This window comes from Pseudomonas sp. NFPP07, from assembly GCF_900115645.1.
GTDB lineage: Bacteria > Pseudomonadota > Gammaproteobacteria > Pseudomonadales > Pseudomonadaceae > Aquipseudomonas > Aquipseudomonas chlororaphis.
The window spans coordinates 12,007-26,211 of record NZ_FOXG01000012.1; the positions used below are offsets into that span (position 1 = coordinate 12,007).

10 protein-coding genes and 1 tRNA gene are annotated in these 14,205 nt (G+C 65.6%); 5 read left to right on the plus strand and 6 right to left on the minus strand.

Going from position 1 to position 14,205, the window contains the following annotated elements; translation table 11 throughout:
- Positions 1 to 240 precede the first annotated feature (240 nt).
- Complete coding sequence (gene cls / locus BM019_RS26905; RefSeq protein ID WP_009044776.1) at positions 241 to 1,536, plus strand: cardiolipin synthase; 1,296 nt, start codon at positions 241 to 243, stop codon at positions 1,534 to 1,536.
- A gap of 174 nt (positions 1,537 to 1,710) precedes the next feature.
- On the opposite strand, the gene BM019_RS26910 is transcribed toward cls, so the two are convergent.
- Positions 1,711 to 3,423, minus strand: coding sequence for an amidase (locus tag BM019_RS26910; protein WP_092421657.1), 1,713 nt, complete (start codon positions 3,421 to 3,423; stop codon positions 1,711 to 1,713).
- Between the two features lie 429 nt (positions 3,424 to 3,852).
- On the opposite strand from BM019_RS26910, the gene BM019_RS26915 reads away from it, so the two are divergent.
- Positions 3,853 to 3,927, plus strand: a tRNA-Gln gene (locus BM019_RS26915).
- A gap of 126 nt (positions 3,928 to 4,053) precedes the next feature.
- Here BM019_RS26915 and BM019_RS26920 read toward each other — a convergent pair.
- Both BM019_RS26920 and BM019_RS26925 read right to left on the minus strand, forming a co-directional pair.
- Positions 4,054 to 4,716 carry a glutathione S-transferase family protein gene (locus BM019_RS26920; protein ID WP_092421660.1) on the minus strand — a complete coding sequence of 221 codons (663 nt, stop codon included), beginning with the start codon at positions 4,714 to 4,716 and terminating at the stop codon, positions 4,054 to 4,056.
- A 105-nt stretch (positions 4,717 to 4,821) separates the two neighbouring features.
- A complete protein-coding gene (locus tag BM019_RS26925) occupies positions 4,822 to 5,427 on the minus strand; it encodes a LuxR C-terminal-related transcriptional regulator (protein ID WP_092421663.1) in 606 nt (201 codons plus the stop codon).
- Between the two features lie 113 nt (positions 5,428 to 5,540).
- Between BM019_RS26925 and BM019_RS26930 the strand changes: the two genes are divergently transcribed.
- The gene (locus tag BM019_RS26930; protein ID WP_092421666.1) at positions 5,541 to 7,169 is read left to right on the plus strand and encodes a hybrid sensor histidine kinase/response regulator; all 1,629 of its coding nucleotides are present in this window, start codon (positions 5,541 to 5,543) and stop codon (positions 7,167 to 7,169) included.
- Between the two features lie 80 nt (positions 7,170 to 7,249).
- On the opposite strand, the gene BM019_RS26935 is transcribed toward BM019_RS26930, so the two are convergent.
- Positions 7,250 to 8,140: a LysR family transcriptional regulator gene (locus BM019_RS26935; protein ID WP_092421669.1), complete on the minus strand. Its 891-nt coding sequence runs from the start codon at positions 8,138 to 8,140 to the stop codon at positions 7,250 to 7,252.
- A 141-nt stretch (positions 8,141 to 8,281) separates the two neighbouring features.
- Here BM019_RS26935 and BM019_RS26940 point away from each other — a divergent pair, with 141 nt between their 5' ends.
- A complete protein-coding gene (locus BM019_RS26940; RefSeq protein WP_092421672.1) occupies positions 8,282 to 9,706 on the plus strand; it encodes an MFS transporter in 1,425 nt (474 codons plus the stop codon).
- A 135-nt stretch (positions 9,707 to 9,841) separates the two neighbouring features.
- Here BM019_RS26940 and BM019_RS26945 read toward each other — a convergent pair whose 3' ends face one another.
- A complete protein-coding gene (locus BM019_RS26945) occupies positions 9,842 to 10,621 on the minus strand; it encodes a nucleotidyltransferase domain-containing protein (RefSeq protein ID WP_092421675.1) in 780 nt (259 codons plus the stop codon).
- 114 nt (positions 10,622 to 10,735) lie between these two features.
- Positions 10,736 to 11,326 carry a hypothetical protein gene (locus BM019_RS26950; RefSeq protein ID WP_062825212.1) on the minus strand — a complete coding sequence of 197 codons (591 nt, stop codon included), beginning with the start codon at positions 11,324 to 11,326 and terminating at the stop codon, positions 10,736 to 10,738.
- A gap of 441 nt (positions 11,327 to 11,767) precedes the next feature.
- Here BM019_RS26950 and katG point away from each other — a divergent pair, with 441 nt between their 5' ends.
- On the plus strand, positions 11,768 to 14,032 hold the full coding sequence (katG, locus tag BM019_RS26955) for a catalase/peroxidase HPI (protein WP_092421678.1): 2,265 nt from the start codon (positions 11,768 to 11,770) through the stop codon (positions 14,030 to 14,032).
- Positions 14,033 to 14,205 lie beyond the last annotated feature (173 nt).

A 14,205-nucleotide genomic window follows, 5' to 3' on the forward strand; every position in this document is an offset into this window, starting at 1 on the left:
CAGGCGCCTTGCATGGCAAGCAAGGCGCCTGGGTGGAGGAGCCTGTGCCAAGCCCTCTTGGGCACAGGATGCACGACGACATCTGCGGATTATTGAGCGCTATCACCGTCCTCGCCAAGAGGGGGTCCAATGAACCTTCCAAATCCATGTAAGGGTGCAAGTAATCTTCTGGCGCTGTGCGTGGTTGTGCTCCTGGCATTTATGATCTCCTGCAGCACATTGCCCAGGATAGTGCCCGACATGGCTCGCGCACCCTCTACGCCAGTGCAGCTCGACGGGGCCCATGGACCTCTGTCTGCCGAGCGCAGCAAAGCCATTCTCGACCGGCTCAAGTCCTCCGGCGCAGAGACCGACATCTTCGACGTGCACCTCGCAATCGAAGAGGCCATCGCCGGCAGCCCGCTGACGGAAGGCAACAAGGTCGACTTGCTGCAGGACGGCCCCAGCACCTACCAGTCGATGATCAAAGCCATGGAGGCAGCCCGCGACCACATCAACATGGAGACCTACATCTTTGACGATGACGAAGTCGGTCAGCGCTTCGCCGACGCATTGATTGCCCGGCAACAGCAAGGCGTACAGGTCAACCTGATCCGCGACAGTGTCGGCACCCTGGGAACATCGGCAGAGTTTTTCTCTCGATTGAGCGAAGCGGGCGTCAAGGTGCTGGAGTACAACCCTGTCAATCCGGTGACGGCCAAAGCGGGTTGGGATGTGAACCAGCGTGACCACCGGAAGCTGCTGATAGTGGACGGCCGCGTTGCCTTTCTCGGCGGGATCAACATCAGCAGCGTCTATTCGGGGGGCTCGCTCAGCTCTTACTCGAAGACCCGGCCCGATGGCGATTTACCCTGGCGCGACACCGACCTGCGTATCGAGGGGCCCGTGGTGGCGGAACTGCAGAAACTGTTCATCGAAACCTGGACTGCCCAGAAAGGCGAACCACTCGCGGCCAGGCGGTACTTTCCACCCCCTGAACGCAAGGGCAGCGAGGTGGTGCGCGCCATTGGCAGTTCGCCAGATGAACCGTTCAGCCTGATCTACGCCACGCTGATTTCGGCGCTGCGCAGCGCACAGACCGAGATATGGCTGACCAACGCCTACTTTGTGCCCGACCCGCAGTTGCTAGCGGTCCTCAAGGAGGCGGCAGCCCGTGGAGTCGACGTCAAGCTGGTGCTGCCCAGCAGTACCGATTCGTGGCTGGTGCTCCATGCCGGACGCGCTTACTACAGCGAGCTGCTGAAAGCCAACGTCAAACTTTACGAACGCCGTGACGCGCTACTCCACGTCAAGACTGCAGTAATCGATGGTGTGTGGTCGAGTGTCGGCTCCACCAACCTCGACTGGCGCAGCTTCTTGCATAACGATGAAGTCAACGTCGTGGTGCTGGGCACCGGGTTTGCAAAAAAGATGCAGGCGGCATTCATGGCTGACCTGGCCAAGTCGAACGAAATCAAGCTGGAACAGTGGCAGCGCCGTTCGCTGGGTATGAGAGCCAAGGAGCAGATAGCGCGACTTTGGGAATACTGGTTATGAACCCAGTGCGCGTTGCCGGGATGCGCTGTTTCGCCTCTTGAGGGGGATGTCGCCAGCCCGGGTTCGAGCGCTGGCGAGATCGATTGCGGGCGATGATTTTGAGCAGGCCGGATGGCCCTGGCTCGCCGTTGGCAGGCGGGATTGGCAATCCCGCCGCTTACGTTTACCCGCTGTTTACTTACCTGCCACCAACGCCGGAGTGCGCGGCGGGATCAGGCGTTTGCTGCCGGTGGACTCGTAGGCCGCCGCCAGGCGCAGCAGGTTCGAATCGTCGTAGGCGCGGCCGGCGAAGGTCAGCCCGACAGGCATGCCGATGTCCGGCATGACGCCCATCGGCACGGTGACCGTGGGCACGCCCAGGTGGCGGATGGCGAGGTTGCCGTTGGCCACCCAGACGCCATTGCTCCAGGCGATGTCCGCGGAGGCAGGGTCGACATCGGCATTGGCCGGGCCGACGTCGGCCACGGTGGGGAAGATCACCGCATCAAGGCCGAGACGGTCCATCCAGTCCTCGAGGTCGAGCTTGCGGGTTTGCTCCAGGCCGCGCAGACCGTCGGGCACGGTGGGGATCTGATCCCAGGGGGTGATGCCGCGCTCGGCCATCTTCACGTACTCGTCCATGCCGGCGGCCAGGTCGCCTTCGCGGTTGGGCAGGGTGCCCGGGTCGTGGGGGAATATCAGCGGGCCGTCGACATCCACCAGGCGATTGAGCTGCGGGTCGCCGTTGGCTTGCAGGAAGTCATCGAAGGCCCAGGCGGTCAGGTCCCACAACTCATGGTGCAGGAACTCCTTGGACACCAGGCCGCGGTTGAACACCGTCGGCGCGCCGGGGCGATCGCCCTCGCAATTGGACACCAGGGGGAAGTCCACTTCGAGCACCTTGGCGCCGGCGGCTTCGAGCGCCTGGCGCGCCTGCTGCCAGAGGCCGATCACCGAAGGGCGGGTGTCGATGCGTTGCCCGGTCGGGCCACCGATTCCCGGTGCCTCGCTGGTGCCCGCCTCAGGGTCGGCGTTGATGTACATGCGCGGCACGCCGAAGCGCTTGCCGGCCAGGGCGCTGCTGCTGGCGGCCAGTTCCTGATAGGAAGCCGGGCGCACCGAGGCCACGCTGGGAATCGGCACCCAGGGTTGCAGGCGCCACAGATCGCCACGGGTGTCCGGGTCCTCGGCGACCACCACGTCGAGCACTTCGAGCAGGTCGGCCATGGTCCGGGCATAGGGCACCACCACGTCCATGGTCGGGGTCAGCGGCCAGTTGCCGCGCACCGAAATCACCCCGCGCGACGGGGTGTAGGCACACAAGCCGTTGTTCGAGGCAGGTCCCCGGCCGCTGGACCAGGTTTCCTCCGCCAGGCCAAAGGCGGCGAAGCTGGCGGCGGTGGCGGTACCCGCGCCGTTCGACGAGCCCGAGGCGAAGGGCGCGGTGAGGTAGGCGGCGTTGTACGGGCTTTCCGCGCGGCCATAGACCCCGCGCTGCATGCCGCCGTTAGCCATGGGCGGCATATTGGTCTTGCCCAGGCAGATCGCCCCGGCGGCGCGCAGCCGTTCGATGGTGAACGCATCGCGATAGGCGATCAGCCTGGCGAAGGCGGGGCTGCCGGAAGCGGCGGTGAGGCCCTTGACCAGATAGCTGTCCTTGGCGGTGTAGGGAATGCCATCGAGCGGCCCCAGGGTTTCGCCCCTGGCCCGGCGGGCATCGGCGGCCTGGGCTTCCTTGAGCGCGTCGGGGTTGCGTACCACTACCGCATTGAGGGCGGTAGGCGTATCGGGGCCGTCGTAGGCATCGATCCTGGCGAGATAGGCCTGGACCAGTTCGACCGCGGTGGTCTGGCCTGATTCGAGCGCGGCGCGCAGTTGGGCAATGGAAACCTCGGTGACTTCGATCATGCTGTTACCGCCGGCTGCTGAGGGGTGATGTAGTGAAAGTTGCCATCACGCTGGCGCTGGGGTTGAGGCGGCTTGGGCACATCGTTTATCTCACAATGGGTGTTCATATCGGTTCTCGTTGCGCGGCACGACGCCACTGGGGCTGGGCTACAACCTGAACGGGGTATTTTGCACCAAGTTGCCGGCGGGGAATCGTTAAAGGTTTCGCCGTCGTTGTTGGCGACTAATCGGCGACTGGCGCCCGCCGTACAGCGGTTGCCGGGCATCGGCGGTTTTTACCTCACTCAGGCCCCAAAAAGTAAGTAGCTGTTTTAAAAACAAATTTATGCATCTTTGACTTCACAGGCGACGAAAAAGTTGATAAATTTCCGCGCGTTCTTGCAGAGGCCCCCCACGGGGCTTGCAGTGAAAGCAAGCAACAGCAGAGATAGGGGCGTCGCCAAGCGGTAAGGCAGCAGGTTTTGATCCTGCCATGCGTTGGTTCGAATCCAGCCGCCCCTGCCATCTCTCATCCCTCCCTCTATTTATCAAACGCTCCCCCCAAGGCACGGCCTCGGCTCCATCCGGATGCTCAAGCGGCCCGTTTTTGTGTGCCCGGGATATTCCCATCACCTCAGCTCTGGTCCGGCGCTAGCGAAAGCGCGGCGCGATGGCCTCGGCAAACGGGTAATGGACAAAGTAGGGCCGGGCTTCGTCGATGACCCGCTGGAACGAGGGGCGCTGTATCAGCCGCTCGAAATAGGCGCGCAAATAGCGATGGTCATCGGCAAAGGCCACCAGCGTGCTGGCATAGAACAAGGCCGGGGCGGCGGCGCAATCGGCCAGGCTGAAGTCCGGGCTGGCCACCCAGATTCTCGAGGCCAGGCGCCGTTCGAGCATGTTGTATGCGCTCAGCAGGGCTGCGCGTTCCCGGCTCAGGTCGCCATTGGTGCCATACAGGCGATCGGCGACTATCCGCTGCATCGGCCCCTGGACATGGCAATCGAAAAAACGGTCCCACAGCCGGACTTCCAGCGCGCTGTCCCAATCATCCGGAATCAATGGCTGCCGGCCCCGATAAAACCGGTCCAGGTACTCGATGATCACACTCGATTCCGGCACATCGCGCTGCCGGGCGTGATCGCGGATGACCGGGAACTTGCCCAGCGGCCACAGGCTTTGCAGCTCGGCCCGGTCGGCGTCGTTGGCCAGGTCGATGATGCGTTTTTCAAAGGCGCTGCCGTGTTCGTAGAGGGCGATCAGCACCTTGTGGCAGAACGACGACAGGGGATGGAAATACAGGGTCAGCGGCATGTTCCGGTTCCTCGATGAAGGGTGGGGCGCACGACGTGCCAGCAGGGAAACCCACCTATTATCGGCCGACCCTGGCGGCCACGCGCTGGCAGGCGACGAGCCGGGCTACAGCCCCCCTGAATATTTCACCGCCGCCGCGGCCCGCGACGGCACGTTGAGGATGCGCAGCAGCGACGACACATGGATGCGCACGGTGAAGGGCGAGATCTCCAGTTCGCGGGCGATTTCCTTGTTGGTCTTGCCCTGGGCGATCAGGCGCAGCACCTCGTGCTGGCGCGCGGTCAGGGTGGCGCCGGTGCCCAGCGGCAACAGGCCGGAAGGGGCGAACTTGACCAGCACTTCGCCTTGGCGAATGGCCAGGACCGCCTGGCCGATCTCGTCGGGGGCGATGTTCTTGCCGATAAAACCGTCGACGCCGGCGGCCATGACCTCGCCGATCAGCGCCTGGTCATCGACCATTGACACCACGATCAGGGTGGTGCGCGGCAATTGCTTGCGCAGTTCGGCCAGCTGGCTGACGCAGGTCAGGCCTGGAAAACGCAGGTCGAGGATCAGCGTGTCCGGCTCTTCGCCGGCCCGGGTCAGGGCGAGTACCCTGTCCAGGTCGCCGGCCTGTTCGATCAGCGCATCCGGCAGCAGGCGCTGGACCGTGCGCAACATGCCCTCGCGAAACAGCGGGTGATCGTCGGCTATGATAATCCGGCATGCCATGGGGTGACTCTCCTTGGGTCGAGCTTTCCTTGAGGCAGCTACTTTAGCAGCGGGCCAGGCAACTGCCTGTGGTTCGTGTCGAGTACGACGACTGGCGCACAAGGATGTTCACCATGAAATTCGAGAAAAACACCGAGCTCGACCAGGCCAACCTGCGCATTATTGTCGGTTCCTGCGCCGTGGCCTATATCGGCGTGCTGGGTTTCCTGCCCGGGCAGCGGGTCGATACCTACCTGCCGATCGTGATCTACATCGTCCTGTTCCTGCTGCTGTCGATCGTCCTGCGCCAGGCCATCGTGCACTGGCCCGGGCATTATCCGGCGCGACGGATCCTGAGCATGGTCCACGACTACACCGGCACCTCGTTCGGCCTGGTGGTCGGCGGGGAGGCGGCACTGCCGCTGTACGCGGTGATGGTCTGGGTCAACCTGGGCAACGGCATGCGCTATGGCTCGCGCTACCTGGCGATTGCCACGGCCCTGGCGCTAATGGCGCTGCTGGTGGTCTATCGCCTGACGCCGCTGTGGCAGGCGCAACCCTTCATGGTGCTGATGCTGCTGATCACCAGCACGGTGATCCCGGCCTACGCCCATATCTTGCTGGAGCGCACGCGCAAGGCTTCGGAGGAGGCGATTGCCGCCAACCTGGAAAAGTCGCGTTTTCTCGCCCAGGCCAGCCACGACCTGCGCCAGCCGATCCACTCCATCGGCCTGTTCACCGCCTGCCTGCGCGAGGCGCGCCTGGGCGACGAAGAGCGGCGCCTGGTGGACAACATCGACCGTTCGCTGCTCAACGTCTCGCAATTGTTCCGCTCGATTCTCGACCTCTACACCCTCGACAACGGGCGGGTGCAACCCAGTTTCCAGACCCTGCACCTGGGCGAGTTCCTCGCCGACCAGCTGCGGCAGAACGCCGAAGCCGCGCGCTGGGCCGGGGTCGAGCTGCGCCTGCGCCCCTGTTCGCACTGGGTCCGGACGGACCCGGCGCTGCTCGCCACCATGGTCCAGAACGTGCTGTCCAACTGCTTCAAGTACGCGGCGCGGCGACCGGTGCTGATTGGCGTGCGCCAGCGCGGCGCGGGGCTGGCCATCGTCATCTATGACCAGGGCCGGGGGATTGCCGAGGAACACCTGCCGAACCTGTTCGAGGAGTTCTATCGGGTGCGCGAGCTACGGGACAAGGACGTCGAAGGAGTGGGCCTGGGCCTGTCCATCGTCAAGCGCCTGGGGCAGTTGATGGGGCTCGAGGTGGCGATCCGTTCGCGGCTGGGCCACGGCACCGCGGTGAGCCTGTTCGGGTTGCCCCTGGCGCCACCGCAGCTGCAAGCCGCCAGCCTCGACGAGGCGCGTCAGGCGGGGCTGCTGACCGGCTTGAAAGTATGCCTGGTGGAGGATGACCGCAACGTGCTGCTGGCCACCTCGGCCTTGCTCGAGCGCTGGGGCTGTGTGGTCCAGGCCGAGCTTTCCGGTAAGGATCTGGTCAGCGACTGCGACATCATCGTCGCCGACTATGACCTGGGCAACCACGCCACGGGCATCGAGTGCATCGACAGCCTGCGCCGGCAGCGCGGCTGGGCGGTGCCGGCGCTGATCCTCACCGGGCATGAGGTGGAGAAGATCCAGGCCGCGTTGCACGACCGCAATATCGCCATCCTGTCCAAGCCGGTGCGCCCGGCCGAACTGCGCGGCAGCTTGCGGGCGCTGCGCCAGCATTCTGCGCCGGCGGTCATGCCCGAGGCGTGACAGGGCGGTTCAGCGAGTAGCGGCACTCCCCGTGCCTGGGCAAGGGGAGTGGCGGTGCATGACTGCCAGGGTTTTTCCAATCACTGCGCACACACCTCCCGCACACAGTCGCGCAACCAGCGATGCGCCGGGTCGCTGTTCATGCGTGGATGCCAGAGCATGGACACGGTGATTTCCGGCGTGGCCAGCGGCAGGGCGAAGCTGTGCAGGCCGCTGCGCAGGTTGTGGGTGTGGCGCTCGGGGACGGCGGCGATCAGGTCCGAAGCGCGGACCAGGGCCAGGGCGGCGGAGAAACCGCCAACGACGGTGGCGATATCGCGCGTCAGGCCCGCCGCCTGCAACGCATCGTCCACCAGCCCGCGATCAAGGCCCTGGCGCGATACCAGCACATGCTCGCCGGCGGCGTAACGGGCGGCGCTGATCGGCCCGCGGCTCAGCGGATGGCCGTTGCGTACCACGCCGATAAAACGATCGCGGAACAGCGCGCGGGTGTGGATTTCCGGGCTGGCGTTGGCGTCCACCACGCCGGTATCGAGGTCGACCGTGCCGTCGCGCAGGGGCGTGCTGTCCTTGCTGGTTTTCTGCAGGAAATGCAGGCGCACCCCTGGGGCTTCGGCGCGCAGGCGGGCGACCAGGGCCGGGCCGAAGTTCTCGACGAAACCGTCGCTGCTGCGCAGGGTGAAGGTGCGCGCCAGGCGCTGCAGGTCGAGCCGTTCGACGGGGCGCAACATGGCTTCGGCGTCCTGCACCAGGTGGCCGACCCGTTCGCGCAGTTCCAGGGCGCGCGGGGTCGGCACCAGGCCACGGCCGGCGCGCACCAGCAGCGGATCGCCGGTGGTTTCGCGCAGGCGTGCCAGGGCCCGGCTCATCGCCGACGGGCTTAGCCGCAGGCGCTGGGCGGCGCGCGCCACGCTGCCTTCGGCGAGCAGCACGTCGAGGGTGATCAGCAGATTGAGATCGGGTGTGGACATGGCAGCGGTCCCGTCTGGCGTAGAAAGTGATATGGCGTCAGGCGCACGAATAACCTGCAAAGGCTGCGCCTTCCGCCATGTTAGACCGCGGGCTAGATTGGCGACAGCGCCATTTCGCGCGGGTCAGAGCGGGAGTGCAGAGTGAAGCCAGTCAGTAGCGGAACAAAACCGGAGGTTGTGTCAGCCGGCTGGGCGCTGGCCAGCCTGTCGCTGTCGATGTTGCTGGCGTCGCTGGGCACCAGCATCGCCAATGTGGGCTTGCCGACCCTGGTGCAGGCGTTCGGGGCGAGCTTCCAGCAGGTGCAGTGGGTGGTCCTTGCCTACCTGCTGGCGATGACCGCGCTGATCGTCAGTGTCGGCCGGCTCGGCGATTTGCTGGGACGGCGGCGCCTGCTGCTGATCGGGATCCTGCTGTTCACTCTGGCCTCGATGCTCTGCGCCGCTGCCCCGACGCTGGGGATGCTGATCGGTGCCCGGGCACTGCAGGGCGTCGGCGCGGCGATCATGATGGCGCTGACCCTGGCCCTGGTCGGCGAGACGGTCAGCAAGGCCCGCACCGGCAGCGCCATGGGCCTGCTGGGCACGATGTCGGCGATCGGCACCGCCCTCGGCCCGTCCCTGGGCGGGGGATTGATCGCCGGGTTCGGCTGGCAGGCGTTGTTCCTGGCCTGCGTGCCGTTGGGCGGGCTGACCTGGGTGCTGGCTTATCGGTATCTGCCGGCCGCTGGTCAGGCGCGGGCCCTTGAACGAGGCGCGTTCGATCCGCTGGGCACCTTGCTGCTGGCCCTCACGCTGCTGGCCTACGGGCTGGCCATGACCCTGGGCCGCGGCCATTTCGGCCTGCTCAACGCCGGGCTGCTGTTGGCGGCGCTGATGGCGGCCGGCCTGTTTGTCTGGGTGGAGGCGCGGGTGGCCGCGCCGCTGATACGCCTGGCGCTGTTTCGCGACGGGGCCTTGAGCGGCAGCCTGGCCATGAGTGCGCTGGTCTCGACGGTGATGATGGCGACGCTGGTGGTCGGGCCTTTCTACCTGGCCCACGGGCTCGGGCTGGAAACCTTTGCGGTGGGCCTGGCGATGTCGCTCGGCCCCTGTGTCACCGCGCTGAGCGGCGTGCCGGCCGGGCGCATCGCCGATCGTTTGGGCGTGCGGCCGATGATCCTCGCCGGCCTCGGCGCCATGGTCCTCGGTTGCCTGATGCTGGCGTTGCTGCCCGCGAGCCTGGGCATCGGCGGCTACCTGGCGCCCATCGTTGTCATCACCCTGGGCTATGCGACGTTTCAGACCGCCAACAACACCGCGGTGATGAGCGAGGTGGGCGCCGAGCAGCGCGGGGTGATTTCCGGCCTGCTCAACCTGTCGCGCAACCTCGGGCTGATCACCGGCGCCTCGCTGATGGGCGCGCTGTTCGCCGCGGTAACTGGCGATCTCACCACGGCAAGCGCCGAGGCTGTCGCCAGCGGCATGGGTTTCACCTTTGCCCTGGCCGCGGGGCTGGTGCTCATGGCGATTCTGGTGGCGCTGCTCAGCCAGCAGCGTCGATGGCGGGCGCTGGATTCAGTGGCTTAGTACAAAGCCATTCCAGCTCGCAGCAGCCAAACAGCCTCTGGAGGAGCGAGGCTTGCCCGCGATGACGTAACCCCATTCGACGCAGGAGGCCGGGCCTTGTCGCGAGCCATTGACCGACCGCTACAGATAGGCCGTTCAAGCCTGAGCGCCTTCCCCCACCAGCAACGCGCTGTAGGCCCGCAACCGCTGCACGAACTCACTCACCGAACCCTGGGGCACATAGGCCTGCTTGAGGAAGAACGCGGCATACTCGGCCATCCCTGGTTCGGCCGCCGTCAGCAGCTGCGCATGCTCCTCCAGGGTGGTCGGCCAGCCGCGTTCCTGTTCGCCGCGCAGCAGGTTGGCCGAGCGCAGCGCCTTGCGTGCCGCGGCCCGTTGCAGGCGTTGCTGCTGCAACGGTTCGCGGCTTTGTTCCAGCTGCTGAGCGTAGCCTTCCAGCACCTGGGGGAAGTCGCCATTCAGTGCCAGGGCGATGGTCCGGCTCGGGCGGAAAGGCTCGAAGCGCAGCCCCAGGTCATTGCCCCAGATGCAGCGGCACTGATGCTTGAGCCAGAAACCCCAGCGGTAGCGATTGTCGGGCGCCAGCACCTCGCTGAGCACGCCGATGTCGAAATCGATCTTCGACACCTCCGGGTGCCGCGCCTCCAGCGCCTGCCGAGTCTGCTCCAGCCGCTGGCGCTCCTCGGGGCTCGGTGCCCAGGCCAGGACCAGGGTCACATCCAGGTCGGAGGTGCCCGGCCGCGCGTCGCCACGGGCCACGCTGCCGTAGAGGTACAGGCCATCGAGCAGCGCCGGAAAACGCCGCGAGAGCATCGCGCGCAACTCATCCACCAGGTGGCTGAACACCGGTTGCAACGGCTGGTCGGGCAGGGACTGGATAAAACCTTCGGCGTCGACGCCTGGGTATTGCGACATGGTGATCTCGGTGGGGCAATGGCGATGAAAACCGCCCGGGCCAGGCGGGCGATTGGCAGACAGTCTGGCTGACTTCACGGATCGCGCAAGCCGGCGCGGTTCAACGCCACGCCATCACGGGTCGAGGCTCGCCAGATCGTTACCGAGGGGCGTCGGCGACTCGCCGCTGATCGCGCACAGCAGCGCCGTGATGGCTTCCCCCTCGACCATGCCGCGCTCTTGCAGCAGGTCCGCCACCGCGCCGACCGCCGGCCAGTAGCGATGCACCAGGCAGCTGGCGCGGGCCATGGCCCGGGATTCGGCGTCGAGCAGCTTGCGCGGCGGCAGCAGGCTGATCAGCTCATGGCCGCGGCTCAGGTCGCCGCGGCCGCTGCCTTTTATCAGCCTGTCGGATCGGCCATGGCGGTAGATCGCTTCGGCCACCGGGCCGGCAAAGCAATGCAGCAGGTCGCGCTCGATGGACTCGACCATCGACGGCAGGTATTCGGCGATCCCCGGGGCGTCGAAGGCCGGGCGCGGGACCAGGTAATCGGCTTCCACCAACCCCTCTACATAGCGCGGGTTACCGCGCAGATCGAGCATCGGACCCGCGTCGGCTTCGGCCCTGGTGCGCACGGTAATGCGGGCGATCGGCTGACCGTTCCACCAAAAGGCCAGGGCGTGGCCGGCTTCGTGGATGGCCGTGCAACGCGGACGCTGGTTCATGGTCTTCTCCCGTGCTCTGTACGCGTCGGGCGGACGAAAAAGGCGGGGCATCAGTCGGAAAAGCCGCCAGAGGCCCCGCGGGCGCTGTCCCTATCATTGGCTTCGGCCTTGGGCCCCGGGTAAAAGCTTGTCCCTATCAACAACCAATAGTCCGGCTATTAGCGATCCGCCACAGAGGGGCTAGCCTTAATTCAGCGCTGGCGCGAGCCGGCCGGATGAGACCTGATCGAGAGATAACGAAAAACGAGTCAGAAGCGTACCGGGCTTACCGTGGGCCACCGTCCTGGCAACTCGCTTGCCGCTCTGCAGCATGCCCTGTGGCCACACCCATCAGTTGAGCGAACTGTGAGCCCCGCAACCTATGTCATTGCTTTCGCCTGTCGCTATTTCGCGCCCATCCGGGCCGGATAGCTGGATGAATACGACCAAAGGTAGCTCCTCATGGCAAACGAATCGAAATGCCCGTTCAACCATGCCGCCGGCGGTGGCACGACCAACCGCGACTGGTGGCCGAACCAACTGAACCTGAAGATCCTGCACCAGCACTCGTCCCTGTCCGACCCCATGGGCGAGGACTTCAACTATGCCGAAGCCTTCAAAAGCCTGGATTTCCAGGCCCTGAAACAAGACCTGCATGCGCTGATGACCGACTCCCAGGACTGGTGGCCCGCCGACTTCGGCCACTATGGGCCGCTGTTTATCCGCATGGCCTGGCACAGCGCCGGGACCTACCGCGTCGGTGATGGCCGTGGCGGCGCCGGTTCCGGCCAGCAGCGTTTCGCGCCGCTCAACAGCTGGCCGGACAACGTCAGCCTCGACAAGGCGCGCCGGCTGCTGTGGCCGATCAAGCAGAAGTACGGCCGCAACATCTCCTGGGCCGACCTGATCGTGCTCACCGGCAACGTCGCTCTGGAATCCATGGGCTTCAAGACCTTCGGTTTTTCCGGCGGTCGCCCGGATGCCTGGGAGCCGGACGAAGACGTCTATTGGGGCTCGGAAAACAAATGGCTGGGCGGCGACACCCGCTACGGCAAACCGGATAAAGCCGCCATGCAAGAACCCGGCGAGGGCCAACTGGTGGCCGAGCCTGGCAATGAAGAAAGTCGCACCGACCAGGGACGCAACCTGGAAAACCCCCTGGCCGCGGTGCAGATGGGCCTGATCTATGTGAACCCGGAAGGCCCCGAGGGCAACCCGGACCCGGTGGCCGCCGGCGTGGATATCCGCGAAACCTTCGGCCGCATGGCGATGAACGACGAAGAAACCGTGGCCCTGATCGCTGGCGGCCACGCCTTCGGCAAGACCCACGGCGCCGGCCCCGCCGACAATGTCGGCGCCGAACCCGAAGCCGCTGGCCTGGAACTGCAGGGCCTGGGCTGGAAGAGCACCTTTGGCACCGGCAAGGGCGCCGACACCATCACCAGCGGCCTGGAAGTGACCTGGACCACCACGCCCACCCGCTGGAGCAACAACTACCTGGAGAACCTGTTCGGCTTTGAGTGGGAACTGACCAAGAGCCCGGCGGGCGCGCACCAGTGGACGCCCAAAGGTGGCGCCGGCGCCGGCATCATCCCTGATGCCCACGACCCCTCCAAGCGGCGCAACCCAACCATGCTGACCACCGACCTGGCGCTGCGCTTCGACCCGATCTACGAGCCGATCTCGCGACGCTTCCTGGCGAACCCCGATCAACTGGCCGACGCTTTCGCCCGCGCCTGGTTCAAGTTGATCCACCGCGACATGGGCCCGCTCTCGCGCTACCTGGGCCCGGAACTGCCCCACGAAGAATTACTGTGGCAAGACCCGATCCCCGCGGTGGACCATGCCCTGGTCAACGACAGCGATATCGCCGCACTCAAGGCCAAATTGCTGGCCTCGGGCCTGTCGGTGTCGCAACTGGTGTCCACCGCCTGGGCGGCGGCGTTCAGCTTCCGTGGCTCCGACAAACGCGGCGGCGCCAACGGCGGGCGCCTGCGTCTGGCCCCGCAAAAGGACTGGCCAGTCAACCAGCCCGAGCAATTGGCCAAGGTGCTGGCGACCCTCGAAGGGGTCCAGAAGGACTTCAACAGTGCGCAATCCGGTGGCAAGAAAATCTCCCTGGCCGACCTGATCGTGCTCGGCGGCAGCGCCGGCATCGAACAGGCCGCGAAAAACGCCGGCCTCGACATCAGCGTGCCGTTCTCCCCAGGGCGCATGGACGCCAGCCAGGAGCAGACGGACGTCGAGTCGTTCGGCTACCTCGAACCCATCGCCGATGGCTTTCGCAACTACCTCAAGACCCGCTACGCGGTACCGGCCGAAGCGCTGCTGATCGACAAGGCGCAACTGCTGACCCTCACCGCCCCCCAAATGACGGTGCTGATCGGCGGCCTGCGCGTGCTCGACATCAACGTCGGCCACACTCCCCACGGTGTCTTCACCACCCGGCCGGGCGCGCTGACCAACGACTTCTTCGTCAACCTGCTGGACATGGGCGTGGAATGGAAACCTGTCTCCGACGCCCAACAAGAGTTCGAAGCCCGCGACCGCAAGACCGGCCAGGTCAAATGGACCGGCACCCGCGTCGACCTGGTCTTCGGCTCCAACGCCCAGTTGCGGGCCCTGGCCGAGTTCTATGCCAGCGCGGATGCGCAGGAGCAGTTCGTGAAGGACTTTGTCGCGGCCTGGGTCAAGGTGATGAATCTGGATCGGTTTGATTTGCGGTGAGGAGGGCGCCTTGAGGTCTGGAAACAGGGCTCTCGACCTGATGGTTCAGGTCGGGGGCACCCGGCCGGAGGTAGGCGCGTCATAAACCATTCGGTGTTTTGAAAGTTGCTGACGCCTCCCAGTGTGGAGGCGTTTTTTTGTCCGAGGGGAAGGTGCAGTGACTGTTCGCGGGG

Bases quoted from the DNA above. Each gene is read 5' to 3' on its own strand.
- katG (WP_092421678.1), top strand. From the start codon at position 11,768: ATGGCAAACGAATCGAAATGCCCGTTCAACCATGCCGCCGGCGGTGGC.
- cls (WP_009044776.1), top strand. From the start codon at position 241: ATGGCTCGCGCACCCTCTACGCCAGTGCAGCTCGACGGGGCCCATGGA.
- BM019_RS26945 (WP_092421675.1), bottom strand. From the start codon at position 10,621: ATGTCGCAATACCCAGGCGTCGACGCCGAAGGTTTTATCCAGTCCCTG.
- BM019_RS26910 (WP_092421657.1), bottom strand. From the start codon at position 3,423: ATGATCGAAGTCACCGAGGTTTCCATTGCCCAACTGCGCGCCGCGCTC.
- BM019_RS26935 (WP_092421669.1), bottom strand. From the start codon at position 8,140: ATGTCCACACCCGATCTCAATCTGCTGATCACCCTCGACGTGCTGCTC.
- BM019_RS26930 (WP_092421666.1), top strand. From the start codon at position 5,541: ATGAAATTCGAGAAAAACACCGAGCTCGACCAGGCCAACCTGCGCATT.
- BM019_RS26920 (WP_092421660.1), bottom strand. From the start codon at position 4,716: ATGCCGCTGACCCTGTATTTCCATCCCCTGTCGTCGTTCTGCCACAAG.
- BM019_RS26925 (WP_092421663.1), bottom strand. From the start codon at position 5,427: ATGGCATGCCGGATTATCATAGCCGACGATCACCCGCTGTTTCGCGAG.
- BM019_RS26950 (WP_062825212.1), bottom strand. From the start codon at position 11,326: ATGAACCAGCGTCCGCGTTGCACGGCCATCCACGAAGCCGGCCACGCC.